Here is a 26,868-nt window from a genome sequence, read left to right on the forward strand (position 1 = left end):
GAGTAGTTGAAGTAAAACTGCCAATTGAAGAATTGACAAAAATTCCCGTAGCGTTGAGAGAGAGCCCAAAAGTTTATCAATTAAGATAAGCGGGCAAATAATGAAGAGATGTTGAGTAAAAGGCAAGGCCCGTAAATTTCTTCAATCGGTTATAGTATGATTCTGATTGAAGAGGCCGATTTAAAAGTTGGTTTAGTTCATAAATGGTTGTTGTGTGAAAATAATTGATTTGAAACTGAATTAACTTGGTATCATTAAAATCTGGTGACTTAACATAGTGCAATTAAGTATATGGTTTTTAATAATTATAATTGTCGGATTGTAAATGCTGAATAAATTTATTTAACGGTATAATAGAAATTTTTCAATTCCTGATAGAATGGTTCATTGGCGTGATGAGACAAGCCAAGTAAAATATAAATTTTAAAAGAGCATTGTCTCTTAAATTATTTTATGATCTGACAAACAAAAATCCAAAAGCCACAGATATGCATCAGCGACTTTTGGATTTATATTTTTAGAAATATTTCTATTAACTAAATAAAACGATTAATCAGATTTTCAAGATATTCCTGTCTTCCTGACAAAGTAGCTGGTTCGCCTTTGCTTGCTGCAAGTTCGAAAAGGTCGGCCAAACCAAGTTTGCCACCTTCAAATTCGGCACCTTTTCCTGAATCAAAACTTGCGTAACGATCCGTACGGATTTTGTCATACTCTCCATTTTGTCTGATTTTGTCAGCAATTACAAGCGCTCTTGCAACAACATCAACACCACCGATATGCGCATGGAATACATCAGCGACGTCTGTAGAGTTACGACGGCGTTTTGCATCAAAGTTGATACCGCCACCGCTCAAACCGCCAGCTTGTAAAATTACAAGCAAAGCTTTTGTCCACTCAGCAATGTCATTAGGGAATTGATCTGTATCCCATCCGTTTTGGTAATCACCACGATTTGCATCGATAGAACCCAAAATTCCTGCGTCCGCAGCAACCTGCAATTCGTGTTCGAAAGTGTGACCAGCCAAAGTTGCGTGGTTAACTTCAAGGTTCAAGGCAAAATCTCCAAGAAGATCATGCTGACGAAGGAAACCGATTACTGTTGCAGCATCGTAATCATACTGATGTTTGGTAGGCTCACAAGGTTTTGGTTCGATAAAGAATTTACCTTTGAAGCCTTGGGAACGTGCATAAGACACAGCTATTTTCAACATTTGAGCGAAATGTTCCTGCTCACGTTTCATATCTGTATTCAAAAGGGTCATATACCCTTCGCGACCTCCCCAGAATACATAATTTTCTCCGCCCAAGGTGATCGTTGCATCCAAAGCAGTTTTGATCTGTGCACCTGCATGCGCCAGCACATCAAAATCAGGATTGGTAGCAGCACCATTCATGTAACGGTGGTGACTGAATAAATTGGCAGTTCCCCAAAGTAATTTAACCCCTGAATCTTTTTGCTTTTGCGCAAGATATTGAGTTAAAGTCTGAAGACGTTTTTCGTTGTCACGAACGTCGTTGGTGTAATCCACAACGTCAACATCATGAAAACAATAATAAGGCAATCCAAGTTTTGTGATTAATTCAAATGCAGCATCTGCTTTGTCTTTAGCGCGGTCAACAGCGTCTGCTTTTGTATCCCATGGGTAAAATAATGTTTGTCCGCCGAAAGGATCGCCGCCATTTCCACAGAATGTATGCCAGTAAGCTACTGCAAAGCGAAGATGTTCCTTCATGCTTTTACCAGCAATAATACGATTTTCGTCATACCAGCGATAGGCTAACGGATTATCTGATTCCGGTCCCTCATACGCAATTTTTCCAATTCCTTTAAAATACTCCTGATCACCGAGTAATATGCTCATTGTGGTTTTTGTTAATGGTTTTTTAGATACTAAGGTTTAGGCAATGGGTGTAAAAAAACGATAAAAAGTAAAGCTTTCGCAAACTGTTTATTACTATCCTCCGCCTGTTTTTTTATTAAGTGTACTATTGACAATTTTTACTGCAATACTATCACTTATTTTTGAAAAAATGGAATCTTAAACGAAAAAAGGGCAGCGAAATATTTTCGCTGCCCTTTTTTCGTATTTTAAACTGCTTTTTCTATCAGAAGAATTTTGCGCGACGGTCAACAATTTTGGCATTTTCACGAATTGCTTCGTTGACCAGATATGAAGAACGGCTTTCCAGAGATTGAGTCAGCTGTGTTTTGTTTTGTGTGAAATCTGCGATTTTAGGAGCTTCGGTTTTATTGATCAATTCCATGATAAACACGCCGTTTTCACCAGTGAATACACCTGTTTTCTGACCAGGTTTCAAACCAAATACTTTTCCTAATGCAATCGGATCAAAACCTGCGCTTGTCAGGAAACCTGTTGCAAGAGAAATATCGTTTGCGGTTTCAATAAGTGCACCGGCTCCGTATTTTTTAGCAATTGTTTCAAGATCGCCTGTTGCACCTTTAAGTTTCGCTGTGATTTGTTCAGCTTTCAATTCGTTACGAACTTTCGTTGTAAGTTCATCACGGAAATCGTCCACTTTAACATTATCCTGATCAGATTTGCCTGTCAGCACGGCTACGATATATTGTTCTTCTGTTTCAAAAACCTGAGAAACAGCATCAATTTTTGTATCATCTTTAAACGCCCAACGAACCACTTCACGACCATTTTGAATGGCGTTGATATTTGTAGCGCTTTCTGGAATACGATTTGCCGTTGCAACTACAAGTGCCTTATTTTTTTTAATTGCTTCGTCAAACTGTGCTTTTGTTTTCACTGAATTCGCGAATTCATCTGCTTTGCGGTAAGCTTCGTCACGTGTTGCCTGGCTTGGAGCAATGTTTTTTCCAATAGCAGCAATACGGTAAAGTGTATTGTTTTTAGTTGCAGTTACTTTAATAATGTGGAAACCAAACTGGCTTTCGATCAATTTAGGAATTAAGCCTGTTGAGCTTGCAGAGAAAACTGCTTCTTCGAAAGGCTTAACCATTGCGCCATTGTTCTGGAAATATCCAAGATCACCACCACGTTGTGCCGAACCCGGATCCGCGCTTGATGTTGCAGCCAAAGCTTCGAAGTTTGCACCGGCACGAATCTGAGCCAAAATACCTTCTGCACGAACGCGCGCAGCTGCTTTCGCTGAATCCGACTGATTTTCAGCTCTGATCAAAATATGGCTTGCTTTTGCAGATGATACCGTATCAGTACGTGTTCCGTCATATTTGTAAATGAAATAAGTATTTCCTTCACGGTATGGTCCGTAAACGCCACCAACAACGAAAGTTTTTGAAGCTTCTTTCAACTGATCAGACATTGTCGCCAATGACATATTCATTGGAAGAGCAACATCAGAATTCATTTTTGCATAAGCAGAGTCATTTGGTGCTGTTGCAAGACCACGAGCCAATTCTTTAATTTCATTATAAAGCGCAGTACTGTCGTCTTTTGCAGGCTGAACCGGGAAACTTACGTATTCAATTGAACGTGTATCTGTTCCCTTATATTCAGAGCGGTGAGCGCTCAGGTAGCTTTCAAGCTGAGAATCCGTTACTTTAATTGTAGTATCTACAATAGAAAAGTAAGGAACATATAAATAACGTGTTGTTGCTTTTGTATTTTGAGCTACATATTCTTTCTCAGCCTGCGCCTTAGGAATGTAGGTAGATAATTTCAAAAGGTTTTCGTATTTGCTGCGAATGCGTTCTTCACGAAGACTTGTCTCGAAATTAGTCCATGATTTTTGTTGCTCAACAGGTAATGTCTTTAAGTTTTTCAGGTAATTAACAACCGCGTTTTTGTCAAAACGGCCAGATGTCGGATCAGAAAAGGCCTGAAGAATTGAAGGGCTGATGTGATTTCCCTGAACCATATCAACTAATTCATCATCCGAAACGGACAATCCTAATTTGTCAAATTGTTTTTTGTAGGCGATGTCAACCACAAATTGATTCCATGCCTGATCACGCAATGAAGCAAGTTCATTTTCATTCAAACTACGGCCTGATTGAGCCTCATAATTCTGACGAAATCCATCTACCCGACTCTGAAAGTCCTTGATATTGATTTCCTTACCTGCGATCTCGCCGACAGTTTGGTTGTTGTTTCCTCCTAATATGGAATTGGGGCCAAGAAGGTCGCCGCCTACCATAAATAAGATCAAACTGATTGCAATTACTGTGACAGCAATTCCGGATTTCTCTCTGATTTTGTTAATTAAAGCCATTTCTATTTTCAAATTAGACCCGCAAAATAAAATCTTTTCTGCGTGGAATCCAAGGGGGATTTATAATTGATAACTGATAATTACAAACATAACACTAAAATCCGGGACAATTCTGAACTTTTTTCAGTGAAGGTGTTTCAGATTAAATGCATAGACAATGCACATTATTGAACTTAGAAGTACGCCTGCAATTGCCGTGAAAACGCCTAACCAGCCTCCGACTACCAGAAGAGACCCGAAAAATGCCACAGCTATTCCGGCGAGATATAAATAGAATCCGCGTTTCTTTAAATTCCACATTAAGTAGGCAGCATATAAAGAAAGCGATTCAAAAATAATCATGACAAAGGCTCCTTTCTGCATGACTTCCCTTGTGGTACTGTCAATTACAGATTGTATGATCGGATCCATAATCTTGGCATCAGCTTCGGAAGATTGTTTTTCGATCCGGTCCCTTGCGGCTTCCAGCATTTCATGCATTTGATAAGCAGCAACTCCCGGATTCCAAAGGCGTTCAGACTGGACCCATAAACCTGACATTGAATTGAGGAAAGTAAATATGCAAAGCACAGTAAGCACTGTGGGGCGGACGATTGGATTCATTGATAATGATAAAAAGTTCGTAATGACGATTGTCAAAAACAGGGCGTAAAATTTGCCTATTTAGATGAAAACACCAAAAGCATTTGAATATTCTTCTTAGGGTACATACTTTTACAATTTTATTAGTATAAATGTAATTTTACATCAAAACAGAAAGCCAAATAATATGAGTCTTCAAATTCTGACTGACCGCGTTACCAGCATGCTGGGTACAGATAGTGGATTGGATGCAACAGTTAAATTCAAAACTGATGAGGGAAGTGTTTTTATAAACGCTAAGGCTGTGCCAAACACGGTTACAAATGATGATCTGAACGCTGACTGTACATTGGAGATTTCTGCAAAAAATGCATTGAAATTAATGGACGGAGATTTGAATGCTATGATGGCGCTTATGACCGGCAAGCTGAAAATTGATGGCGATATGGGTGTGGCAATGAAAATTGCCGAAACTTTTGGAGGTAAATAATTCCCCGGATAAGAAAATATTTCTGATTCGGCCCTGGAAGTCAGCTTTTCGAAAGCTGATTTCCAGGGCGTTCAAAGGATAACTTTTTTAATTTATTAAATTGCTAAAAACCGGAATCACAATTCCAATTCCCGCAAATACATCTGAATCGTATTTTCCAGTCCAAGATATAGCGCGTCAGAAATAAGTGCGTGACCAATTGAAACTTCGTCCATCCATGGAATGCATTGTTTCAAAAAGCGAAGATTATCCAGACTAAGATCGTGTCCTGCATTTAATCCCAAACCAACTTCCTTTGCTTTTTCGGCAGCCTTAACAAATGGTTTAACCGCTTTTTGTCTGTTTTCAAAATAATAGGCAGCATACGGTTCTGTATATAATTCAACACGATCCGCGCCGCAGATTTTTGCGCCTTCCACCATTACCGGATCAGGATCAACAAAAACGGAAACACGGATATTGGCCGCTTTAAATTCCTGGATTAATTCTGTCAGTAAATATCTGTTGGCGATCGTATCCCAGCCAGCATTTGAAGTTATCGCACCCAAAGCATCAGGAACAAGCGTGACCTGATCAGGTTTTGTAGCCAGCACAAGGTCTATAAATTTCCGTTCGGATGGGTTGCCTTCAATATTGAATTCTGTTGTTACAACTTCTTTCAGGTCATAAACATCCTGGTAGCGGATATGGCGTTCATCCGGACGTGGATGGACTGTAATTCCCTGTGCGCCAAATCGCTCGCAATCCAGGGCAACTTTAAGAACATTAGGATTATCGCCTCCGCGCGAATTCCGGAGTGTAGCAATTTTGTTAATGTTTACGCTGAGACGAGTCATGGTGGAATTTTTAATTTTGAATGACAGAATTTTGAATGATAGAATACACGAATGATAGAATTTTGAATGAGTGAATGATAGATAAGCAACAAATGGCATCACTTCACATTCTATTATTCAAAATTCTATCATTCGTGTAACTTTGTGCCTTTGATGACAAATTTAATATTTGATCATTCTAAATTAACTCATTCATTCATTATATTATCAAATTCATTCAAAATTCATTCATTAAACATATGTCACTAAAAACTCAGGTTGAATCCGGTATAAAAGATGCCATGAGAGCAAAAGATCAGGATACATTGCGTGCTTTGCGTGCAATTAAATCGTTGATCCTGTTGGAAGAAACCAAAGGCGGAGCAGCTGACGAATTGTCTGCTGACGACGAATTAAAATTACTTACAAAAGCGGCGAAACAACGCAGAGAATCAGCGGATATCTACAAAGCACAAAACCGTCCTGACCTTTTGGAAAAAGAAGAAGCTGAACTTGCGATCATTGAGCAGTTTTTGCCAAAACAATTGACGGAAGAAGAAGTTACGGTTAAATTGAAAGAAATTATCGCCCGTGTTGGCGCAACTGGCCCGTCGGATATGGGTAAGGTAATGGGCGCCGCAACGAAAGAACTGGCCGGACAAGCGGATGGCCGTGTTGTTTCTACATTAGTAAAGAGTTTGCTCGCATGAAGTTATTGGATATTCTTATCCTGATTCCATTACTTTGGGGTGCAATACATGGTTACCGGAAGGGACTGCTGATCGAGATTATCGGGATTGCAGGACTTGTGGTAGCCATGATCCTCGGATTTAAATTTCTTGGACTGGGAATGGAAGTTCTCACTCCTTATTTTGGCGACGGCACAGCAAAAAAGATTTTACCATATATAGGTTTCTCTGCCGTCTTTTTTCCAACAATATTTTTGTTGAATCAATTTGGTTACCGGATTCGACGTTCCTTACGCTATTCGATATTAGGGACCTTCGATAGTTTTGCCGGTGCGATGGTCGGTATTTTTACCTGGGTTTTCGGGATCAGCGTATTTTTCTGGCTGGTTAATATGATCGGTGTGAAAATACCCGAACATCGCACAGCTGATACATTTATTTATCCGCTGATTATTCCCGTTGCTCCAAATGTGATCACCAAAGCACTAGGCTTAATGCCCGAAGGCAGCGAGCTTATCAAGGACTGGAAATCTGAATATCTTGATAAAGATAAAAGGGATGATAAAGATGAGGACGAGGCAGAAGAAGAACCCGAAATCCGGAAAAAGAAATCGTATAGGGAAAACGAATGATTTTTCAGGAAACGGTGTTAAGTTTTTTCATGCAGAAGTATTGAATCCGTTTTCTTAAAATTCTTTTAGTAATTGATATTCAGTACCTTTGCAAAAATTAAGGTTGCCATCAACAAAACCGGTGACAAATAGTTATAGAAATAATGGTTGAAGTACAAGAAAAGCAGGATATAAGGAAATTAAGTGTTGATCAGTTGAAAAACTGGATGGCTGAACATGGAGAAAAAGCTTTCCGTGCAAAACAAATTTATGAATGGATCTGGAAAAAATCGGCATCATCTTTTGCCGAAATGACCAACCTTTCGTTAGCTACCAGACAATTGATCGATGAACATTTCGTAATCAATTCCATGACTGTTGCCAAACAACAGCAAAGCAATGACGGTACTGTAAAATCTGCTTTCAAATTATTTGACGGACATTTGGTGGAAGGTGTGTTAATTCCTGCCGCCGACCGTATGACAGCCTGTGTGAGCAGCCAGGTTGGATGTTCGCTTACCTGCAAATTCTGCGCGACGGGTTATATGGAGCGTAAGAGAAATCTGGATGCGGCTGAAATTTATGATCAGGTTGTTGCCATTGCGCGCCAGGCTGAAGCCAGTTTTAAAGCACCGCTGACCAACATTGTTTATATGGGAATGGGTGAGCCTTTGCTTAATTACGCGGCGGTTTTGAAATCCATTGAACATATTACTTCGCCGGAAGGACTGAATATGTCGCCGAAGCGGATCACGGTTTCTACTGCGGGTATTGCCAAAATGATTAAAAAACTCGGTGACGATGAGGTTCGTTTCCGGTTAGCACTTTCCCTACACGCGGCCAACGATGAAAAACGTAACCGCATTATGCCTATCAACGAATCCAATTCTCTGGATAATCTTGCCGAGGCTTTAAATTATTTCTACAAAAAAACCGGTAACCGTATCACTTTTGAATACATTGTTTTCAACAATTTCAATGATACCTTACAGGATGCAAAAGAGCTTTGGGAATTCACAAAACGTGTTCCGGCAAGGGTGAATATCATCGAGTATAACCCGATTGCAGAAGCTGATTTCAAAAATACGGAAGCGGATCGTCTGGATAAATTTGCAGCTTTTCTGGAAGACAGAGGTGTTTCTGTACATGTGCGTCGCAGCCGTGGAAAAGATATTGATGCAGCCTGCGGACAACTTGCCAATAAGGAAAACTAAAAAGCCTTTTTCTGTTTTTTACTGACTTTACTGCTCTTTGGAAGGGTTATAACTTTTATTGATCCGACTTTCCGAAAGAAAAGTGCTTTGTTAATGTTTATATGAATTTACTTAACAATTTCTTAACATTGCACTTGTAAAGAATCAGTAGTTTTGCCTCGAAATCATGTTCTTACCTACTGGTGGACCTGCCGAACTATTTATTCTGCAACTATCATTAAAGTGAGTTTTATAAAAGTAAACTTATACACTTCTTATGTTTGGTCTTGAAACCGACATTTTCCTCCTTCTCGCTTTCAGTCTCTTAGCGGCATGTGCCTTTGAATTTGTAAACGGTTTCCACGATACGGCTAATGCCGTAGCAACCGTAATTTACACCAACTCTCTGAAACCAAATATCGCCGTAATGTGGTCTGGTTTCTGTAACTTTTTGGGTGTATTTTTTGGTGGAATCGCCGTTGCGATGGGAATTGTAAATCTTCTTCCCGTCGAATTGTTAATTGATCAGAATGTATATCACAGTGTCGCGATGGTATTTTCGCTGCTTTTCAGCGCGATTATCTGGAATTTAGGTACCTGGTGGTTTGGTCTGCCAAGTTCAAGTTCGCATACATTGATTGGTTCTATTCTTGGTGTTGGTCTGGCATTCACTTTCATGCCGGAAAATACGCATGGTGCCGGTGTAAACTGGTCAAAAGCGGAAGAACTATTTACTTCTTTGCTTACTTCTCCGATTTTCGGTTTTGCATTGGCAATCATTATTATGTTTGTAATTCGCCGTGCATTATCAAAACCTTTACGTGATATCGTTTTCAGCGAGCCTAAGAAAAATACTGCGCCGCCATTGTGGATTAGAGCAATTTTGATTACAACCTGTACGCTTGTCAGCTTTTTTCACGGATCAAATGACGGACAAAAAGGAGTTGGGCTTGTCATGCTTATTCTGATCGGAATTGTGCCTGCACATTTTGCACTGGACAATAGCATTAATCCGCTTGAAATGAAAGGTGATCTTGCCAAAATTGAAAAGACAGTAAACAGAATTGATACCCTTGGATTATCCGCTTCGGATCGCGTAAGCTGGCACACCATTAAAAACGAAATATCCACACTAACCATTCAAGTGAACAAACCTCTGGTAGACGGAAAACTTCCAAAAGAAGTTCGTATGAATGCCCGTAAGTCACTTCTTTTGATCAGCAGAAATACAAAAACGATTCTTGATCATGGCGATGCTAACCTTAATTCTGCTGACACAGCATTTTTGAAAGGACAAGCGAGCAGTGAAAAAGGAGTTAGAAGATTTATCGATTACGCTCCTGATTGGGTTATTTTAATGATTTCGCTTTCTCTTGGTTTGGGAACGATGGTGGGCTGGAAAAGAATTGTTGTAACGATCGGTGAGAAAATCGGTAAGCAGCATTTGACTTATGCACAGGGTGCATCTGCGGAATTAGTTGCAGCGAGTACAATCGGAGTTTCCTCTTATCTAGGACTTCCGGTTAGTACCACACACGTACTTTCTTCCGGTATTGCAGGATCAATGGTTGCGAGTAAAGGTGTTAAAAACTTACAAGCCAGTACGATTCGTAACATTGTTATCGCCTGGGTTTTGACTCTGCCTGTAACCATGATCTTGTCAGGAAGTTTGTATACTTTCTTCCGTTGGATACTTTAATAGCTTTGGTGATTAGTTTAGTTGGTCAGGATTTAAGTGATCTGGCCAAAAGATATACTGAAACCGTCTTGTGTTTATTCACGAGGCGGTTTCTTCGTTTAATTGTAATTCAGGGTTAACCAGTGAGCATATATTCTTGTTTTCAATTTCCCGGTATTTTTGTCCCCATATATGCAAATCAAGAATGATGGCTAATAATTCTTTTCCTTTTTCAGTAACTTCATAAATAACCTGAGTTGGCGCTTTATTAGTTAAAACCATTTTGCTGACCATATTTTCTTCCGTCAATTCTCCCAATCTTTTTCCTAAAACCTGATCTGATAAAGAAGGAAATGCTTCTTTCAATCGGCTGAATTGTTGTACGCCTTTTGACACACTGTACAAAATCTGCATTTTCCATCGCGGACTGATGTTCGTCAGGATTTCATTGACCTCACAGGAAGAAGCCAGAACCTTCAGGTTCTGGGCGTTGGTGGAGCTTTCTTTTATTTCACTTGACATAATATGCTTTTGTTTTAAACTCACTTTCGGGTGAGTTATTGACGACTGAATACTGATGAGCGAACTTTGCAGAAAAATCTAACTCTTATGAAATCAATAAAAATTAAATCTGTAATTGCTCATTTATTCCTGTCGGTACTGATACTGAGTTCCGTTACCTCTAACGCTCAATCGGCTCAAAAAAATCCTGTATATATTTTAGTTCATGGCGCATGGCATGGAGGTTGGTGTTGGCAGAAAGTAAGTAAAAATCTTCGGGCAGTTGGAGCTATTGTTTATACACCCACATTAAGCGGACTTGGGGAACATCAGAATACATTAAACAAAGACATCAATCTGGATACGCATATTGAAGATATTGTCAATTTAATTGTCATGGAAGATCTTCACAATGTGATTCTGGTTGGTCATAGTTATGCAGGAACGGTGATCGCAGGTGTTGCGGATCGAATTCCTGATCGACTTAATAAACTGATATTTCTGGATGCCATGATTGTTGAAAATGGCGAAAGTGCTCTTTCTGTTCATCCGAAAGAAGCGCAGGAATATTCTGAAAATGCTTCTAAAAGCAGTAATGGTCTTAGCGTCCCTTCTTTTCCTGTTGAAGCTTTTGGCGTAACAAATCCGGCGGATATCAAATGGGTAAAAGAGCGGTTAACTCCTCAGCCTTATAAAACATTTACACAACGTCTGGTTTTGAAAAATCCATACGGAAACCATTTGCCGCTGGTTTATATCGCTTGTACAAATCCACAAATGCCAGTACTCAAAACCTTTTCTGATCGTGTGAAAAATGATAAAAACTGGAAACATTATTCATTGAATACAGGACATGATGCGATGATCACAGTTCCTGATGAACTTTCTGCTTTGCTTGAAAAGATCAGCAAATAATTTGTTACAGCAATAAATGAAAACTTCTTCCTTTGCTCCGGGAAGAAGTTTTTTGTTTTTTACTAAACCAGAACAGATAAAAACGTGTTACTATTTTGATAAGAAAAAGCCGTTTGAAGATTTTTTTCAGCATAGTAGGACCACCTGCTTTCTTTGGTTTTGAAAAGTATATTCTCGTAATTCGGTCTGGATTTTTAACAATCAACAAAAAGCCAATTATTCACCATAATGACAACCATTGAAGAACAAGTAGCGCGTTACGGATATGTTACCGAAACGATTGCAGAAGATATTGATTTGATTGCCGAAATTACCCGATTGAAAAAGGAAAAAAATGCAGTCATTTTAGCACACTATTATGTAAGTGCGGAAATTCAGGATCTGGCAGATTATATAGGCGATAGTTTAGGATTATCACAACAGGCTGCGGCTACGGAAGCAGACATGATCGTATTCTGTGGCGTACATTTTATGGGCGAAACAGCGAAAGTTTTAAGTCCGAATAAAAAAGTAGTCATTCCTGATTTAAATGCTGGTTGTTCTCTTGCAGATTCTGCTCCGGCTGATAAATTTGCGGAATTTAAAGCGCAATATCCTGATCATATCGTGATCAGTTACATCAACTGTTCTGCTGAAATTAAAGCACTTACGGATATCGTTTGTACGTCTTCCAATGCTTTACAAATTGTAAACAGTTTACCAAAAGACCAGAAAATTATCTTTGCTCCGGATGCAAATCTGGGAAGATATGTGGCGCAGAAAACAGGTCGTGAAATGGTTTTGTGGGATGGTGCGTGTATAGTTCATATTGATATTTCCCGTGAAAAACTGGCTGAACTTCGTAAAGAAAATCCTGATGCCTTGTTGATCGCACATCCGGAATGTAAGGAAGATATTCTGTTGCAGGCTGATTTTGTAAGTTCAACGACCGGACTTTTGAAATTCGTCCAGGAATCAAATCATGACAAATTCATTGTAGCGACAGAAGCTGGTATTCTTCATAAAATGAAGCAGGCAGTTCCGAATAAAAAGCTGATTCCGGCGCCAGGATCTGACAATAATACCTGCGCATGTTCAGAGTGTCCATATATGAAAATGAACACGCTGGAAAAAGTTTATAACGCACTTTATTATGAGCAGCCGGAGATTTTTGTGCCGGAAGATATTCGCGTGAAAGCGTTTGAATCGGTTAACCGGATGCTTGAACTGAGTAAAGGGATTTAATTCCGGACTTATAGATGATGAGTTGAGATTTTTTGTTATGGCACAGTCTTTATCAGAAATCTCATATCTTGTCAGTCAAATTATTGAAACACGTTTACCATTATCCTATGCCCCAGTTCGATTTCCTGATCATCGGTTCCGGTATTGCCGGACTTAGTTATGCTGCAAAACTGGCACGACACTTTGAAAATACGCAGGAGCACGTTTCTATTGCCGTCATTACCAAGGTTCAGGCGGATGAAACGAATACAAAATATGCCCAGGGTGGTATTGCGGTCGTTTGGGATAAATCGGATTCGTTTGAAAAGCATATCCATGATACCATGGATGCGGGTGATGGAATTAACAAGCCTGATGTTGTTGAAATTGTTGTAAAAGAAGCGCCGGAACGTATTCAGGAATTGATTGATTACGGAACCCGTTTTGACAAAGAACCGGAAGGGAATTATGATCTTGCCAAGGAAGGCGGACATTCTGACCATCGGATTTTGCATTTTAAAGACATTACCGGAGCAGAAATTGAGCGTGCACTTTTAGAAGAAGTAAAACGTCATAAGAATATTGAAGTTTTCACCCATTATTATGCCGTGGAATTGATCACGCAGCATCATTTGGGAGAAACTGTTTACCGTTACCGTGAAGATATTAAATGTTTCGGCGCTTATGTTTTAAACCGCCGCTCCGGACAGGTTGAAAAGTTTTTGGCGAAAACAACAATGTTGGCCACCGGTGGAATTGGCAATATTTATCAAAGTACAACAAATCCAACTATCGCCACCGGTGATGGTATCGCAATGGCTTATCGTGCCAAAGGGATTTGTGATAATATGGAGTTTATCCAGTTTCACCCGACCAGTTTTTATCTTCCCGGTAAAAAACCGTCGTTCCTTATTTCAGAGGCCGTACGTGGTTTTGGAGGAATTTTGAAACGTGCGGACGGAAGTACTTTCATGGAATTGTATGATGACCGTCTTTCACTCGCTCCCCGTGATATCGTAGCCCGCGCTATTGACTCAGAAATGAAGAAAAACGGGGTTGATCATGTATACCTGGATGTCCGTCATTGTGATTATGAAAAATTCCTCGAACATTTCCCAAATATTACGCAGTATTGTCTGGATGCAGGTATTGATGTAAGAACTGAAATGATTCCGGTGGTTCCGGCTCAGCACTATATGTGTGGTGGAGTCCGGGTTAATGAGTGGGGTAAAACAAATATTAATTTCCTGTATGCAGTAGGAGAGTGCTCTTGCACAGGATTGCATGGCGCAAATCGTCTGGCTTCAAATTCATTATTGGAAGCAGTAGTTTTCGGTCACCGCGCTTATGAAAGCACGCTGGAAAGTTTTGACAAAGCCGTTGTTCCTGATAATATTCCTGAATGGGATGATTCTGGTACAACACACCCGGAAGAAAATGTTTTGGTAACAGAAATGACCCGGGAATTGAATAGTATCATGTCAAATTACGTGGGTATTGTCCGCACCGATCGCCGTATGAAACGTGCCTATGACCGTCTGGAATTATTGCACCACGAACATGAAGAATTATATCGCCAATCCAAAGTTTCCGTTGCGATTTGTGAGTTAAGAAATATGATTTCTGTTTCTTACCTGATTATAAAAATGGCGATGGCAAGACGGGAAAATATTGGTTTGCACTTTAATGCGGATCATGTGAAAGGTTGATTTCGGAAATTTTCTCTCAAGAAAAAGGGTGTTTGACTTGGACTCAATTTTATATAAGGCAAAAATTAACCCAAGGTTTTAACCTTGGGTTTTTCAATGCCAAAATGTCTCCGGCTTTAGCCTAGCTACTCAATATATTTTTGGTTAAGAAGCGACTCTCTGTGGCCAAAGTCTAAAGAAAGCCATACTATTCAATCAATGCCATTTTATTTAGATCCGATTTCTTACTTAGCCGCCGCAACAACTTTCCCCGACTTCCTCGTAATCACCCGGTTCAGAACATTCTGGCCAATTTTCTCTCCCAAATTCGTCCCTTCTTCCACACCATCACGGTAATGAATCCCACCATAAACACGGCTGATTGAAGCGTCCACATAAGCATCTTTAAAAGATTTGAAAGACTTTACGCCGTGACCGTATTTCTTCTCCGTTGTATCTGTAAACGCAACATTATCTCCAATTAATTTGGTTAGAACTGTCCCGCAAGCCGCAGAAATGGTACTATGTCCGCTTACATATTCAGGGAAAGCAGGCGTTTCCAAAAACGGACGCCAGTTAGGGTCCCAGTTGTTGTTAATAACAGTTTCCGGACGTATACGTACGCTCCGGTATTTTTCATCCCAACACGAAACAAAAGCGTCAAAAAGAGACAGTGCTCCCAAAGTATATGCTTCATTAACCTGCATCAGATTTAATTTTTTTTCTGACGTAACGTTTTTGATAATTGCAAGCCAGTGTCCTGCGGGAGTCATTTTTTTATTGGCAAACATGGCATGCCCAACCACATTGGTTACAAAGGCATTGTCATCCCAAAAATAGGCTGTCGCTTTTTGTTCTTCGGTAAGGTTTTTTCCTATATTATAAACCTCCATCGCCAGCTTCATGAAGGGGCTGTTCTTGTTAAGGTCATATTTAGCTGGTGGTGGGCAGCGAAATTGTGTCACCGAATCCAGCGCAAAAGTTCTCACGGTATTCCACATAGGTTCACATGCATCGGCATAGGCAGGGGGAGTCGGTACCCAGGTGCCAGGCTCATTGGTTACAGTATAGCGAAATCCACGTATCTCCTTGTAATGATCTTTTGATGCATGAGCCAGAACGTGTTTGGCAACCGTATCACCATATGCGATGGACCGTTTGTAGACATCTTCCGGGATGCCCATTTCTTCATATTTTTGAAAAAGGCCCTTTTCGTAATCATCCCACAAATTGCCGGAAAATGTGAGCGTGCGGCCAACAACCGTAAAGGCTTTAATACTTGCAAGCGGAAAACAATAGGCAGCTCCTGGCTCAGGTTTTGGCGATGCAGTGAATTTATTGATCTGTCCCGCCAGTGACTGAAATTCCGGATATCCGGGAACAAGCGCTTCGTAAGCTGCCAGAAATGAATAACTATAAATCCTGCTTGCCACAGGCGGTTTGAAAATATCGTGGATGATTACATCCGTCAGCTGTGTAGTGGTTGCGTGGAAAATTTTCGGGTCAGATGCTTTTGCATTGTATTCTTCGGGGGGAGAAGATTTTTTGCAGGAGTAGGTAAAGATGGTAACTAAAACCAGTATGCTGATGCTTGGAAATTTCATTGTACAATAAAAATTACGAATGATCTGGTAACAAAAATACCGGAGGAATTCACGAAGATAATCAAGAAAAGTCAATAGCCTGGAAATTATTTTTAATACGAAAATCAATATTAAAAGCGGAAATTATCTATTTTTCATTAATTGATTTTTAAGAACAGTATTAAGAATAATGCTTCATGACTCAGGGAAAAAATGAGTTTAAAAGTCTTTATCCTCCGCTTCCATTTTTTAATAATTTTAACAATTTAGGGTCATTATTATTGTTATTTTCAAAGAATACATATTCATAAATAAAGAGTGCTTTTTTTTGTGATAAATTTAATATCTTTTTGTACATCCAAATGAGTAAAATGAAGATTCGTGGACTTATTTGATATATTAATGTAGATAAAGAGTTTTGTAATTCATTGTTATCACAAGCTGCTATTTTTAACATTATGAAATTATTTTTTTTGTCACATTTAACCCTTACTGAATGCTAAAAATTTACTTTTTTTTTACTACGAATTGTGTGTTTTCGACACTAGGTTTCCGCGATGATTCTTCGCATTGGCGCGTCCGTTAAAGGATACAAGTCTTAAGATTTTACCAACTAATTATTATTTTATCAATTAATCTATGGGAATTAATACTCAAAGTAGATGTCGTTTCAAGGGACGATATATTCTTTCTCTCTTTCTTGCCTTTGGTGTGGCACTTGGAGCCTTTGCTCAGTCCACTGTAAAAGGTAAAGTAAAAGATGATCTAGGCCAGGGATTGCCGGGTGTAAGTGTTGTGGTGAAAGGAACCACGGCAGGATCTGTTACCGATATTGAGGGTAATTACACTGTGAGTGTTCCGGGAGGAAATGCTACGCTTGTTTTTTCTTTTATTGGTTACCTGACACAAGAAATTGCCCTTAACAACAAATCTTCTCTGGATGTTACGCTGGTAACAGACGTTAAATCTCTTAACGAAGTTGTGGTCGTTGGTTATGGTACGGCTAAAAAGGCTACTTTAACTGGTTCTGTTACAGCTGTTAAAGGTACAGAACTTGAAAAAGCACCTTCGGCAAACCTTTCCAATACACTAGGCGGACGTCTTCCTGGTGTATCGGCAGTTCAGTCGAGTGGTGAACCTGGTTATGATGGTTCTGCCATCCGTATCCGTGGTACTAACTCATTGGGTAACAGTGATGCCCTTATCGTAGTGGATGGTGTTCCTAACCGTAGTGGTGGTTTGGATCGTATCAACCCTGCTGATATTGAGAGTATTTCTGTACTTAAAGATGCTGCGGCAGCGATTTATGGATCACGTGCGGGTAACGGGGTTATCCTGATTACAACGAAACGTGGAAAATCTGGTAAACCACAGCTTTCATACGATTACAATTTCGGTCTAGCACGTCCTACGCGTACACCGAAAATGTCGGATGCAGGTGAGTACGCTACTATTCGTAACGAATTGCAGATTTATGACAACGTTCCAACAGCTGAATGGAATAGCGCACTTACAGGTTTCAATACCAACGGAAGTTACAAAACTGTAAAAGGCGATGTAGTTAATGCTGTTTTTACACCAACTGATATTCAGAAATTTAAAGACGGATCTGACCCTTTGATTCATCCGAATACAGACTGGTATAAGGATGTTATCAAACCATGGTCTCCTCAGCAACGTCATAACTTACAGCTGATTGGTGGTAGTGAAAACGTTAAATATCTTGCTTCTTTGGGTTATATCAACCAGGATGGTATTTACAAACACTCTGCGACTGGTTATAAGCAATATAACCTTCGTTTAAATCTTGACGCAAAAATCAACAAATATGTGTCGGCTACATTAGGTATTGCTGCACGTGAAGAATATCGTTTCTTCCCGAATGGCGGTGGTGCTGGTGATATCTTCCGTATGTTGATGCGTGGAAAACCAACCGAAATTGCTCTATGGCCTAATGGCTTGCCAGGTCCTGATATAGAAAACGGTCAGAACCCTGCTATTATCACAACAAACCAGACAGGTTATAACCGTGATAAAAGAGATTACGTACAAACAAACGGATCGGTTGAAGTACTTATTCCTGGTGTTACAGGTTTAAAAGTGACAGGTTCTGCTGCGATTGATAAGAAATTCGGTCGTCAGAAATCATTCCAGAAACCTTGGACACTTTACTATTGGGATAAGAAATCTTACGAAGCAGACGGAGTTTCTCCTTTGTTGACAGGTTCTATTCGTTCTACTTTCAACGATCCTCGTTTGACAGAAACTTCCTCTCAGGAATTGTCAGTGCTTTTGACAGGTCAGGTTAATTATGACAAAACGTTTGGAGCACACGCATTCAACATCATGGCTGGTGTACAACATGAGAAAGTGGATGCAGATGGTTTCTTTGCTTACCGTCGTTACTTTATTTCTCCGGTGGCTGATCAGCTTTATGCGGGTGGTAACCTTGAACAAAATATTGGTAACTCAGGATCGGTAACCGTAAACGGAACAACTTACAACAATACGGATCTCTATCAGCGTGCTCGTTTGAGTTATTTCGGACGTGCAGGATACAACTATAAAGAAAAATATCTTGCTGAATTCCTGTGGCGTGTGGATGGTTCTTACATCTTCCCAAAAAGCGGACGTTTCGGGTTCTTCCCAGGGGTTTCTGCCGGTTGGAGAATGTCAGAAGAAGATTTCTGGAAAAACAATATCAAATTCCTTGATAACGTAAAACTTAGAGGTTCATGGGGACAAATGGGAGCAGAAGCCTATTTGCCAAACAGTTCTACATTGGCTGAATATCAGTATTTGTCGACCATGTCTTTCAACTCTTACATTCTGGACAACAACGTAGTTAAATCATTGTATGAAGCACGTGTAGCAAACAACAACTTTACCTGGGAGGTTGCAAACAACTCAAACATTGGTTTGGAAGGTTCCTTGTTGAAAGGAAAGGTTAGCTTTGAATTTGACTACTTCTATAATGTTCGTTCTAAAATCCTTATTCAGCAAACAGGTTCTACACCGTCATCTGCCGGTATCGATGGAAAACTTCCTCCTGTGAACCTGGGTAAAATGAAAAACAGAGGATGGGAATTTAAAGTGAACTACGATGGAAATGTTGGTAACTTCACTTATGCTTTCGGAGTAAATGGTGGATATGCTAAAAACAAAATTACATTCTGGGATGAAACTCCTGGTATCCCTTCATACCAGACAACTACCGGAAGACAATATCAGGCATTCCTTGCTTACCAGTATGACGGCGTTTTCAAAGATCAGGCCGCTATCGATGCAAACAAACTTGATTACAGCCCTATTACAGGATCTATTCGCCCTGGTGATATGAAGTTCAAGGATGTTAACGGCGATGGTAAGATCAGTGCAGATGATAAAGTGCGTCAGAATAAAACTCAGCGTCCTACTTTCACTGGTGGTGCTACTATTAACCTGGGTTACAAAGCGTTTGACCTTGCTATCTTATTTCAGGGAGCAACAGGTGGTCTTCAGTATATCGGACAAACAGAATCAGGTGATATTGGTAACTACCTGAAATATGCTTACGACCATCGTTGGACAATCGATCACCCAAGTGAAACTGATCCTCGTTTGGCTAACCGTAACAATACTTACTACACAAACACAGACAATGCAGGTGCAAACACATATTTCCTGAAAAGCAATAACTACCTGCGTTTGAAAAACATTGAAATCGGCTGGAATCTTCCAACTGAAATTGGTAAAAAAATAGGTGTAGGTACGTTCCGCGTGTATGCTAATGCCTTGAACCTGCTTACTTGGGACAAGATCAAGATCTGGGATCCGGAATCTACCAGCGGCAATGGACAGTACTATCCTCAGTCCAAAATTATTAACATGGGTGTTCGCGTATCATTCTAACGAATATTAAATTATGAAATTCAATTACAAGAATATTTTACTTTTTGGCTTACTGGGTACCGCTGGTCTGGTATCTTGTGATACAGATTTCCTCGACACAACTCCGTTAACTGAAATCAGTGCGGATCTTGTCTGGAAAGATGGTGCATTGTCTGAAGCATTTGTTACCGAAATATACAACGGTTTACAGCAAGGTGGTTTCTCAGAACAAATGCTGGCATCCCTGACTGATGAAGCTGTATTTACGCATACAGGAAGAAACATCAATACAATTAATGAAGGTAGTTTAAGCCCTTCTAACCTTGGATGGGAAGATGATACTTACAGATGGAGCCCAATGTATACACGTATCCGCGCCTGTAACATTGCTCTTCAAAACCTTTATTCGAGTACATCTTTTAGTGACCAGACATTGAAGGATCGCCTAAAAGGAGAAACACATTTCTTACGTGCATATTACTATAACCAGCTTTTGCGCGTTTACGGTGCTGTTCCGCTAGTCACAAAAGTTTATGGTCTTGGTGAGGACTACACGGTGGCAAGAAATACTTATGATGAGTGCGTTAAATTTATCGTGAAAGATGCTGACAGCGCAGCTGTTTATCTGGATGGAAAAACATTGCAATCCGGACGTGCGACCAAATTGGCTGCATTAGCTTTGAAATCCCGCGTTCTTCTTAATGCGGCGAGCGATTTGCATGATATTCCTACGGCAAAAGCAAAATCAACAGTAATTGCCGGTTACTCAAACCCTGAGTTTTTAGGTTATGTTAGCGGTGATCGTAAAGCACGTTGGGCGGCTGCCCTTGCTGCTGCAAAAGCAGTAGTTGACGCTGGTACTGGTTATAAATTAAACCTTACAGCGCCGGTTTCAGCAGAAGAAGGAAGATTGAACTACATTTCACTTGCTATGGGTGGTGGAAGTGCAGATAAAACACTGGATGCTTCGGCGGCAGTTGATTTGATACTTGCACGTCAGTTTACTCCTGGAAAAAGTGAAGGTGCACGTCAGACAGGTTTGAACAACGGTCCTAACGGATACCACAACTGGGCGGGAAATACACCAATCGGTTTGTTAGTAGATGATTACCAAATGATGGATGGTACTACTTTTCACTGGACTAACCCGGTACAAGCGGCTAATCCTTATGTAAACCGTGATCCACGTTTCTATGCAAGTATTATGTATGACGGTGCCCCCTGGAAACCTCGTGATAAAATTTCTGGTAACGTTGACCCTGCAAACCAGATTCAGACTGGTACTTATGATCTTGCGGATAGCAAAGGTGCTGTATTTAACAGAAAAGGATTGGATACCCGCAGTAGTTCTATCGAAGACTGGAATGGTAGCCGTACAGGTTATTACATGCGTAAATTCATTGACCCGAATCCAAATTTAGTAGATAATACAGATCGTCAGAACATACCATGGCCATTCTTCCGTTACACTGAGGCTGTTTTCAACTTTATTGAAGCTTCAATCGAAACAGGTAATGAAGCAGATGCTTTATTATGGCTGAACAGAATCCGCTTCCGTGCGGGTATGCCGGCAGTCAAAGCAAGCGGGGCTGACCTTACTGCGGCTTACCGTTTGGAAAAAAGAATCGAGATGGCTTACGAAGAGCAGCGTTACTATGATGCCAGACGTTGGATGATCGCACCTTCAACATTGGGAAGAAAACTTACTTTCATAAACGTACTCGGTAAATTTAAAGCGGGTAAAACAATGACTGAACCTTACAAACATGATGAATCAGTATATAATTATACATATTCACCAGTTGAAGATACGCAGCATGAGAACCGTCAGTGGCTGGATAAAATGTACTTCCGTCCGTTTGGCCGTGATGAAAGTAACCGTAACAAATTGTTAGTTCAAAATCCTGGTTACGATAAATAATCAAAGGACTTGATATTAAATAATGAATCAGTATAATTTAATTTATCATACTGTTTAATTTTACTGGAAACTATGTCTGCTTCATGCAGGCATAGTTTCTTTTTTCTATAACATCATCTATTTTCTGTTTCTATCATGAAACTAAAAATTGGCTTTCTACCGGCCGCCTTCCTTTTCGTTATTTTCATTCTGATTGGATGTAATAAATCAGAAAAATCATCAGAGAATAAAGCCGAAGTTTCCGGAACTCCTCTTTTTACCTTACTGCCTGCCGAAAAAACAAAAGTTGATTTTCAAAATACATTAACCGAAGGTTTGAATACCAACGTGCTGATGTATGAATATTTTTACAATGGTGGCGGAGTAGCCGTTGGCGATGTGAACGGCGACGGGCTGGATGATATTTATTTTACCGGAAATATGGTTTCAAACAAATTGTACCTTAATAAAGGGAACATGCAGTTTGAAGATATTACAGCAGCGGCAAATGTAGCCGGACGTGAAAGCCCATGGAAAACCGGCGTTACGATGGCCGATGTAAATGGCGATGGTTTACTGGATATTTACGTTTGTTACTCCGGAACGGTTTCTCCTGACAAATTGAAAAATCAGTTATTTATTAATAAAGGGCCAAATGCTTCAGGTATTCCGCAATTTGAAGAAAAAGCGGAACAGTACGGATTGGCAAATTCAAGCACTAGCACACAAGCCGCATTTTTTGATTATGACCGGGACGGTGATCTCGACATGTTTTTGTTAAATCATAATCCCAAAGCGCTACCAATTTTAGATGAATCTTCAACGGCACAAATTCTAAAAAAAGAAGATCCTTCCGCAGGTGCCAGATTGTATCGGAATAATATGAAAACAGGACAAGAACCTGTATTTGAAGATGTCACTATAAAAGCCGGTATTCAAAGTTCTGCACTCAGTTATGGATTAGGAATTGGTATTTCTGACGTAAACATGGATGGCTGGCTTGATATGTATGTTTCCAATGATTATTCTGTTCCTGATTTTTTATATATCAATAACAAAAACGGAACATTTACAGATGTCATCGAATCAGGCATTGGGCATACTTCCCATTCTTCCATGGGAAATGAAATTGCGGATTTTAATAATGACGGTTTTCCGGATATTTTCACACTGGATATGTTGCCGGAAGATAACCGCAGACAAAAACTTCTTGTTGGTCTTGACAATTATGAATTGTTTGATTTCAACGTAAAAATGGGTTTTCATCATCAGTATATGCGGAATATGCTGCAACTGAATGAGGGAATAACTGGTTCTTCTGCCGGAAAATCTGTAACCCCAATGTTTTCGGAAATCGGACAATTGTCTGGTGTTTCCAACACAGATTGGAGCTGGGCGCCGCTTTTTGCAGATTATGATAATGATGGCTGGAAAGATCTTTTCATCACAAACGGAAACCTGCGTGATTTTACGAACATGGATTTTGTAAAATTCATGGGAGACCATTTGAAGAGAAAAGAAGGTCAGGTGCGCCGTGAAGATATTCTGGAATTGGTTTACAAGATGCCGTCGTCCAACATGACCAATTATTTATTTCAAAATAATAAAGATTTAACATTCAGAAATGTAGCAACCAACTGGGGGCTAGGTCAGGTTTCAAACAGCGGAGGAGCAGCTTATGCAGATTTGGATAATGACGGAGATCTGGATCTGGTGGTAAACAATATCAATCTTCCCGCTTTTATTTATCAGAATGAAGGCAGCAAACAATTGAAAAATCACTACCTGAAACTAAAACTGGCTGGTGAAGAAAAAAACACGCTGGGCACTGGTGCAAAAGTTACCATTTACCAAAAAGGACAACAGCAATATCTGGAACAAATGCCAACGCGTGGATACCAGTCAAGCGTGTCGCCGGTTTTGCATTTTGGACTTGGAAATTCAGCTGCGATTGATTCTTTAAAAATTACTTGGCTAAGTGGAAAACAGGAAAAACTGATCAATCCAAAAGCGGATCAGTTACTTACTTTATCTGAGAAAAATGCCAAAGGTAAAACCGTAATTCCAAAGTCCGAAACTCCGATTTTCAATGCCGTTTCTTCGCCTATTGCCTACAAAAATCCGGTTAACAAGATCAACGATTTCAAACGCCAGCCGCTTATGGTGAATGCCATGTCGTTTTCCAATCCAAGTCTGACAAAAGGAGATGTAAATGGTGATAAGCTGGAAGACGTATACATAGGAGGTGGATATGGTGAAGCAGGTAAATTATTTCTTCAACAAAAAAGCGGGGCTTTTGTATCCAAACCAGTGGCTGCTTTTGAAACGGATAAACAAAGTGAAGATACTGATGCTGCATTTTTTGATGCAAATGGCGACGGATTTCTTGATTTGTATGTAACGAGCGGTGGTTATGCCAACTTCATGCCGGAGGACGTTTTGCTTCAAGACAGACTTTATATCAATGACGGAAAGGGGAATTTCACAAAGAAAACAGACGCCTTGCCGCAAATGCTTTTCAGTAAAAGTTGTGTCAGAGTGGCTGATTTTAATGGTGATGGGAAACAGGATCTTTTTGTAGGTGGAAGAGTTATTCCGGGCAGATATCCGGAAGCGCCGAGAAGTTATATTCTGATCAATAATGGTAAAGGTCAGTTTACGGATCAGACTACGAAAATCGCTCCCGAACTGGAAAGAATCGGTATGGTTACGGATGCAGCCTGGACGGATATGAATGGGGATAAAAAGCCGGATCTTGTTTTGGTTGGAGAGTGGATGCCGATAACTGTTCTGGTTAATAATGTCGGGAAACTGAACAATAAAACAACTGATTATTTTGAAAAAACATACAGCGGCTGGTGGAACAAAATCCTGGTTGACGATATAAATGGTGACGGGAAACCTGATTTTGTAGTCGGTAATATCGGTTTAAATACACAATGTAAAGCCAGTGATGCAGAGCCTGTGGAAATGGTTTACAAAGATTTTGACGACAACGGTTCGATGGATCCGATCATGTCATTTTATATCCAGGGGAAAAGTTATCCATATGTAACGCGTGATGAAATGCTGGATCAGATGAGTATTATGCGGACGCGTTTCCAGGATTATAAAACTTATGCAGACGCAACGGTTACTGACATTTTCACGCCGGAAGAATTGAAAGATGCATCACATTTGACTTCCAACTTTTTAAAAACGGCATATTTTGAAAGTAATGGATCAGGGAAATTGAAGGAAAAATCATTGCCATTGGAAGTGCAGTCTTCACCAGTTTATACCATTACTGCGGTGGATTTTGATCAGGATGGTAAAAAGGATTTATTGTTATGCGGCAATAGCAGTCGGGCCCGTTTGCGCTTTGGAAAATATGATGCCAATTACGGGATTTTATTAAAAGGTGATGATAATGGAAATTTCCAATATATACCACAAAGTAAATCTGGTTTTGCATTGAAGGGCGATGTGCGAAGTGTGCTTCCTATTGGAAATACATTGTTGTTCGGAATCAATCAGCAGGAAATAAAGGCATACAAATTTGTTAAGAAATGAAAATTCAGTTCCTCCTTCCACTCTTGTTGATTGGTTTTTTGACAGGGTGTAATAAAATAGATGAAAAATTACCAGAATTGAATGGCTCCATCATTGGCCAGGTTACCAGTCAAATGACCGACGTTATGGTGCATGATGTTACCAATCCGCCCCTTGGAGCACGTTTTTATTCTTACGCTTGTCTGGCCGGTTATGAAGTTGTGGCTCAAAATGATTCATCATATAAAACAATGCACGGCGTTTTGAATGGCTTTCCAGAGATTAAAAAACCGGAAGGCGTAACAAAGTATTCTTACCAGCTGAGTGCCGTGATGGCGATGTTGGAAACGGCAAAGAAGATGCAGCCATCAGGTGGTTTGATGCTTCAAAAATTTCAGGATCATTTATTGGATTCATGTAAAACATTGGGTTTTAGTGAGGAAATAATTGCGGGTTCAAAAGAATATGGATTGGGAATCAGCAAACAGATCTTGAAGTATGCGAAAGCGGACAGATATAATCGTATCAGCAATTTTCCACGTTATGCGCCCATGGAAGGAAAGGGGAATTGGTATCCAACGCCTCCCGGATATTTTCCACCGGTTGAGCCGTATTTCAAGACTGTTCGTCCGTTTACGCTGGATACTTCATCGCAATTTCGTCCTGCTCCGCCAACTCCTTTTTCAGAAGACAAGAATTCTGATTTCTTTAAACTGATGCTTGCCAATTATAATGTAAAACAGGAAGGTGATGCAAAAGTTACCGCGGCCTTCTGGGATTGCAATCCTTTTGCTTTGGAAAATAAAGGGCATTTATTGGTTGGAATGAAGAAAATTTCTCCCGGCGCTCATTGGATTGGTATTACGGATATTGCATGTAAACAAGCCAAAACAGATTTCCCCAAAACACTTTTGATTACCACTTCCGTAGCCGTTGGACTGATGGATGCATTTATGGCATGTTGGGACGAAAAGTATAGAAGCAACCGGATTCGTCCGGAAACTGTGATCCGCAAATATATTGATCCAAACTGGAAACCGTTTTTACAAACCCCGCCATTTCCGGAATATCTGAGTGGTCACTCGGTAGTTTCTTCTGCCGCTGCTGTTATCTTAACACATTATTTGGGCGATAATTTTGCTTATACCGATACCGTAGAAGAACGTTTCGGATTGAAAGCAAGAAAATTCAAATCATTTAATGATGCTGCAAAAGAATCCGGATTATCCAGATTTTACGGCGGAATTCATTTTATGGACGCCGTTGAAAATGGCTGGATCCAGGGCGGAAAAGTTGGAAATTGGGTGGTTGGAAAGCTGTCGGCTGTCAATCAAAATTTGGTCATAACCGATAAGAAAGTGGTAAGCCGATAAGTATTTTCGGACTGGCTAA

Annotated in this window: 19 protein-coding genes; 12 read left to right on the plus strand and 7 right to left on the minus strand. The window is 40.1% G+C overall.

The features are described 5' to 3' along the window. Window positions 1-536: 536 nt before the first annotated feature. From xylA to IEE83_RS02330, 3 genes are all read right to left on the minus strand, one after another. Window positions 537-1,865 carry a xylose isomerase gene (xylA, locus tag IEE83_RS02320; RefSeq protein WP_194119016.1) on the minus strand — a complete coding sequence of 443 codons (1,329 nt, stop codon included), beginning with the start codon at window positions 1,863-1,865 and terminating at the stop codon, window positions 537-539. Between the two features lie 244 nt (window positions 1,866-2,109). After that, window positions 2,110-4,227 carry a peptidylprolyl isomerase gene (locus IEE83_RS02325; protein ID WP_194119017.1) on the minus strand — a complete coding sequence of 706 codons (2,118 nt, stop codon included), beginning with the start codon at window positions 4,225-4,227 and terminating at the stop codon, window positions 2,110-2,112. Between the two features lie 123 nt (window positions 4,228-4,350). Next, window positions 4,351-4,767, minus strand: coding sequence for a hypothetical protein (locus IEE83_RS02330; protein ID WP_228101646.1), 417 nt, complete (start codon window positions 4,765-4,767; stop codon window positions 4,351-4,353). A 229-nt stretch (window positions 4,768-4,996) separates the two neighbouring features. On the opposite strand from IEE83_RS02330, the gene IEE83_RS02335 reads away from it, so the two are divergent. Continuing rightward, a complete protein-coding gene (locus tag IEE83_RS02335; RefSeq protein ID WP_194119019.1) occupies window positions 4,997-5,299 on the plus strand; it encodes an SCP2 sterol-binding domain-containing protein in 303 nt (100 codons plus the stop codon). A gap of 116 nt (window positions 5,300-5,415) precedes the next feature. Here IEE83_RS02335 and IEE83_RS02340 read toward each other — a convergent pair whose 3' ends face one another. Then, complete coding sequence (locus IEE83_RS02340; RefSeq protein WP_194119020.1) at window positions 5,416-6,135, minus strand: pyridoxine 5'-phosphate synthase; 720 nt, start codon at window positions 6,133-6,135, stop codon at window positions 5,416-5,418. 239 nt (window positions 6,136-6,374) lie between these two features. Here IEE83_RS02340 and IEE83_RS02345 point away from each other — a divergent pair, with 239 nt between their 5' ends. From IEE83_RS02345 to IEE83_RS02360, 4 genes are all read left to right on the plus strand, one after another. Next, window positions 6,375-6,824, plus strand: a complete 450-nt coding sequence (locus IEE83_RS02345) for a GatB/YqeY domain-containing protein (RefSeq protein WP_194119021.1) — start codon at window positions 6,375-6,377, stop codon at window positions 6,822-6,824. After that, window positions 6,821-7,435 carry a CvpA family protein gene (locus IEE83_RS02350; RefSeq protein ID WP_194119022.1) on the plus strand — a complete coding sequence of 205 codons (615 nt, stop codon included), beginning with the start codon at window positions 6,821-6,823 and terminating at the stop codon, window positions 7,433-7,435. Before IEE83_RS02345 ends, IEE83_RS02350 begins: the two co-directional genes overlap by 4 nt. Window positions 7,436-7,578: 143 nt before the next feature. Beyond that, the gene (gene rlmN, locus IEE83_RS02355) at window positions 7,579-8,628 is read left to right on the plus strand and encodes a dual-specificity RNA methyltransferase RlmN (protein ID WP_194119023.1); all 1,050 of its coding nucleotides are present in this window, start codon (window positions 7,579-7,581) and stop codon (window positions 8,626-8,628) included. A 256-nt stretch (window positions 8,629-8,884) separates the two neighbouring features. Then, window positions 8,885-10,306, plus strand: coding sequence for an inorganic phosphate transporter (locus IEE83_RS02360; RefSeq protein ID WP_194119024.1), 1,422 nt, complete (start codon window positions 8,885-8,887; stop codon window positions 10,304-10,306). Between the two features lie 78 nt (window positions 10,307-10,384). Here IEE83_RS02360 and IEE83_RS02365 read toward each other — a convergent pair whose 3' ends face one another. Then, on the minus strand, window positions 10,385-10,807 hold the full coding sequence (locus IEE83_RS02365; RefSeq protein WP_194119025.1) for a winged helix-turn-helix transcriptional regulator: 423 nt from the start codon (window positions 10,805-10,807) through the stop codon (window positions 10,385-10,387). An 87-nt stretch (window positions 10,808-10,894) separates the two neighbouring features. Between IEE83_RS02365 and IEE83_RS02370 the strand changes: the two genes are divergently transcribed. The 3 genes from IEE83_RS02370 to nadB all read left to right on the plus strand — a co-directional run bounded on the left by IEE83_RS02370 (window position 10,895) and on the right by nadB (window position 14,613). Then, window positions 10,895-11,701, plus strand: a complete 807-nt coding sequence (locus IEE83_RS02370; RefSeq protein ID WP_194119026.1) for an alpha/beta fold hydrolase — start codon at window positions 10,895-10,897, stop codon at window positions 11,699-11,701. 228 nt (window positions 11,702-11,929) lie between these two features. Next, on the plus strand, window positions 11,930-12,925 hold the full coding sequence (gene nadA, locus IEE83_RS02375; protein ID WP_194119027.1) for a quinolinate synthase NadA: 996 nt from the start codon (window positions 11,930-11,932) through the stop codon (window positions 12,923-12,925). Between the two features lie 107 nt (window positions 12,926-13,032). Continuing rightward, window positions 13,033-14,613, plus strand: coding sequence for an L-aspartate oxidase (gene nadB, locus IEE83_RS02380; RefSeq protein ID WP_194119028.1), 1,581 nt, complete (start codon window positions 13,033-13,035; stop codon window positions 14,611-14,613). Between the two features lie 224 nt (window positions 14,614-14,837). Here the strand turns inward: nadB and IEE83_RS02385 are convergent, their stop codons facing one another. Both IEE83_RS02385 and IEE83_RS02390 read right to left on the minus strand, forming a co-directional pair. Beyond that, entirely contained in the window at window positions 14,838-16,196 is a 1,359-nt protein-coding gene (locus IEE83_RS02385; RefSeq protein ID WP_194119029.1) for a vanadium-dependent haloperoxidase, read from the minus strand. Between the two features lie 208 nt (window positions 16,197-16,404). After that, window positions 16,405-16,632, minus strand: a complete 228-nt coding sequence (locus IEE83_RS02390; protein ID WP_194119030.1) for a hypothetical protein — start codon at window positions 16,630-16,632, stop codon at window positions 16,405-16,407. Between the two features lie 182 nt (window positions 16,633-16,814). Between IEE83_RS02390 and IEE83_RS02395 the strand changes: the two genes are divergently transcribed. The 4 genes from IEE83_RS02395 to IEE83_RS02410 all read left to right on the plus strand — a co-directional run bounded on the left by IEE83_RS02395 (window position 16,815) and on the right by IEE83_RS02410 (window position 26,849). Further along, window positions 16,815-20,066, plus strand: a complete 3,252-nt coding sequence (locus tag IEE83_RS02395) for a SusC/RagA family TonB-linked outer membrane protein (RefSeq protein ID WP_194119031.1) — start codon at window positions 16,815-16,817, stop codon at window positions 20,064-20,066. Window positions 20,067-20,079: 13 nt separating this feature from the next. Continuing rightward, window positions 20,080-21,966, plus strand: coding sequence for a RagB/SusD family nutrient uptake outer membrane protein (locus tag IEE83_RS02400; RefSeq protein WP_194119032.1), 1,887 nt, complete (start codon window positions 20,080-20,082; stop codon window positions 21,964-21,966). Between the two features lie 135 nt (window positions 21,967-22,101). Further along, window positions 22,102-25,497: a VCBS repeat-containing protein gene (locus tag IEE83_RS02405; RefSeq protein WP_194119033.1), complete on the plus strand. Its 3,396-nt coding sequence runs from the start codon at window positions 22,102-22,104 to the stop codon at window positions 25,495-25,497. After that, window positions 25,494-26,849: a vanadium-dependent haloperoxidase gene (locus tag IEE83_RS02410; RefSeq protein ID WP_194119034.1), complete on the plus strand. Its 1,356-nt coding sequence runs from the start codon at window positions 25,494-25,496 to the stop codon at window positions 26,847-26,849. Before IEE83_RS02405 ends, IEE83_RS02410 begins: the two co-directional genes overlap by 4 nt. Window positions 26,850-26,868: the final 19 nt, after the last annotated feature.

Origin of the sequence: Dyadobacter subterraneus (genome assembly GCF_015221875.1) — a bacterium.
GTDB classification, from domain to species: Bacteria; Bacteroidota; Bacteroidia; order Cytophagales; family Spirosomataceae; genus Dyadobacter; species Dyadobacter subterraneus.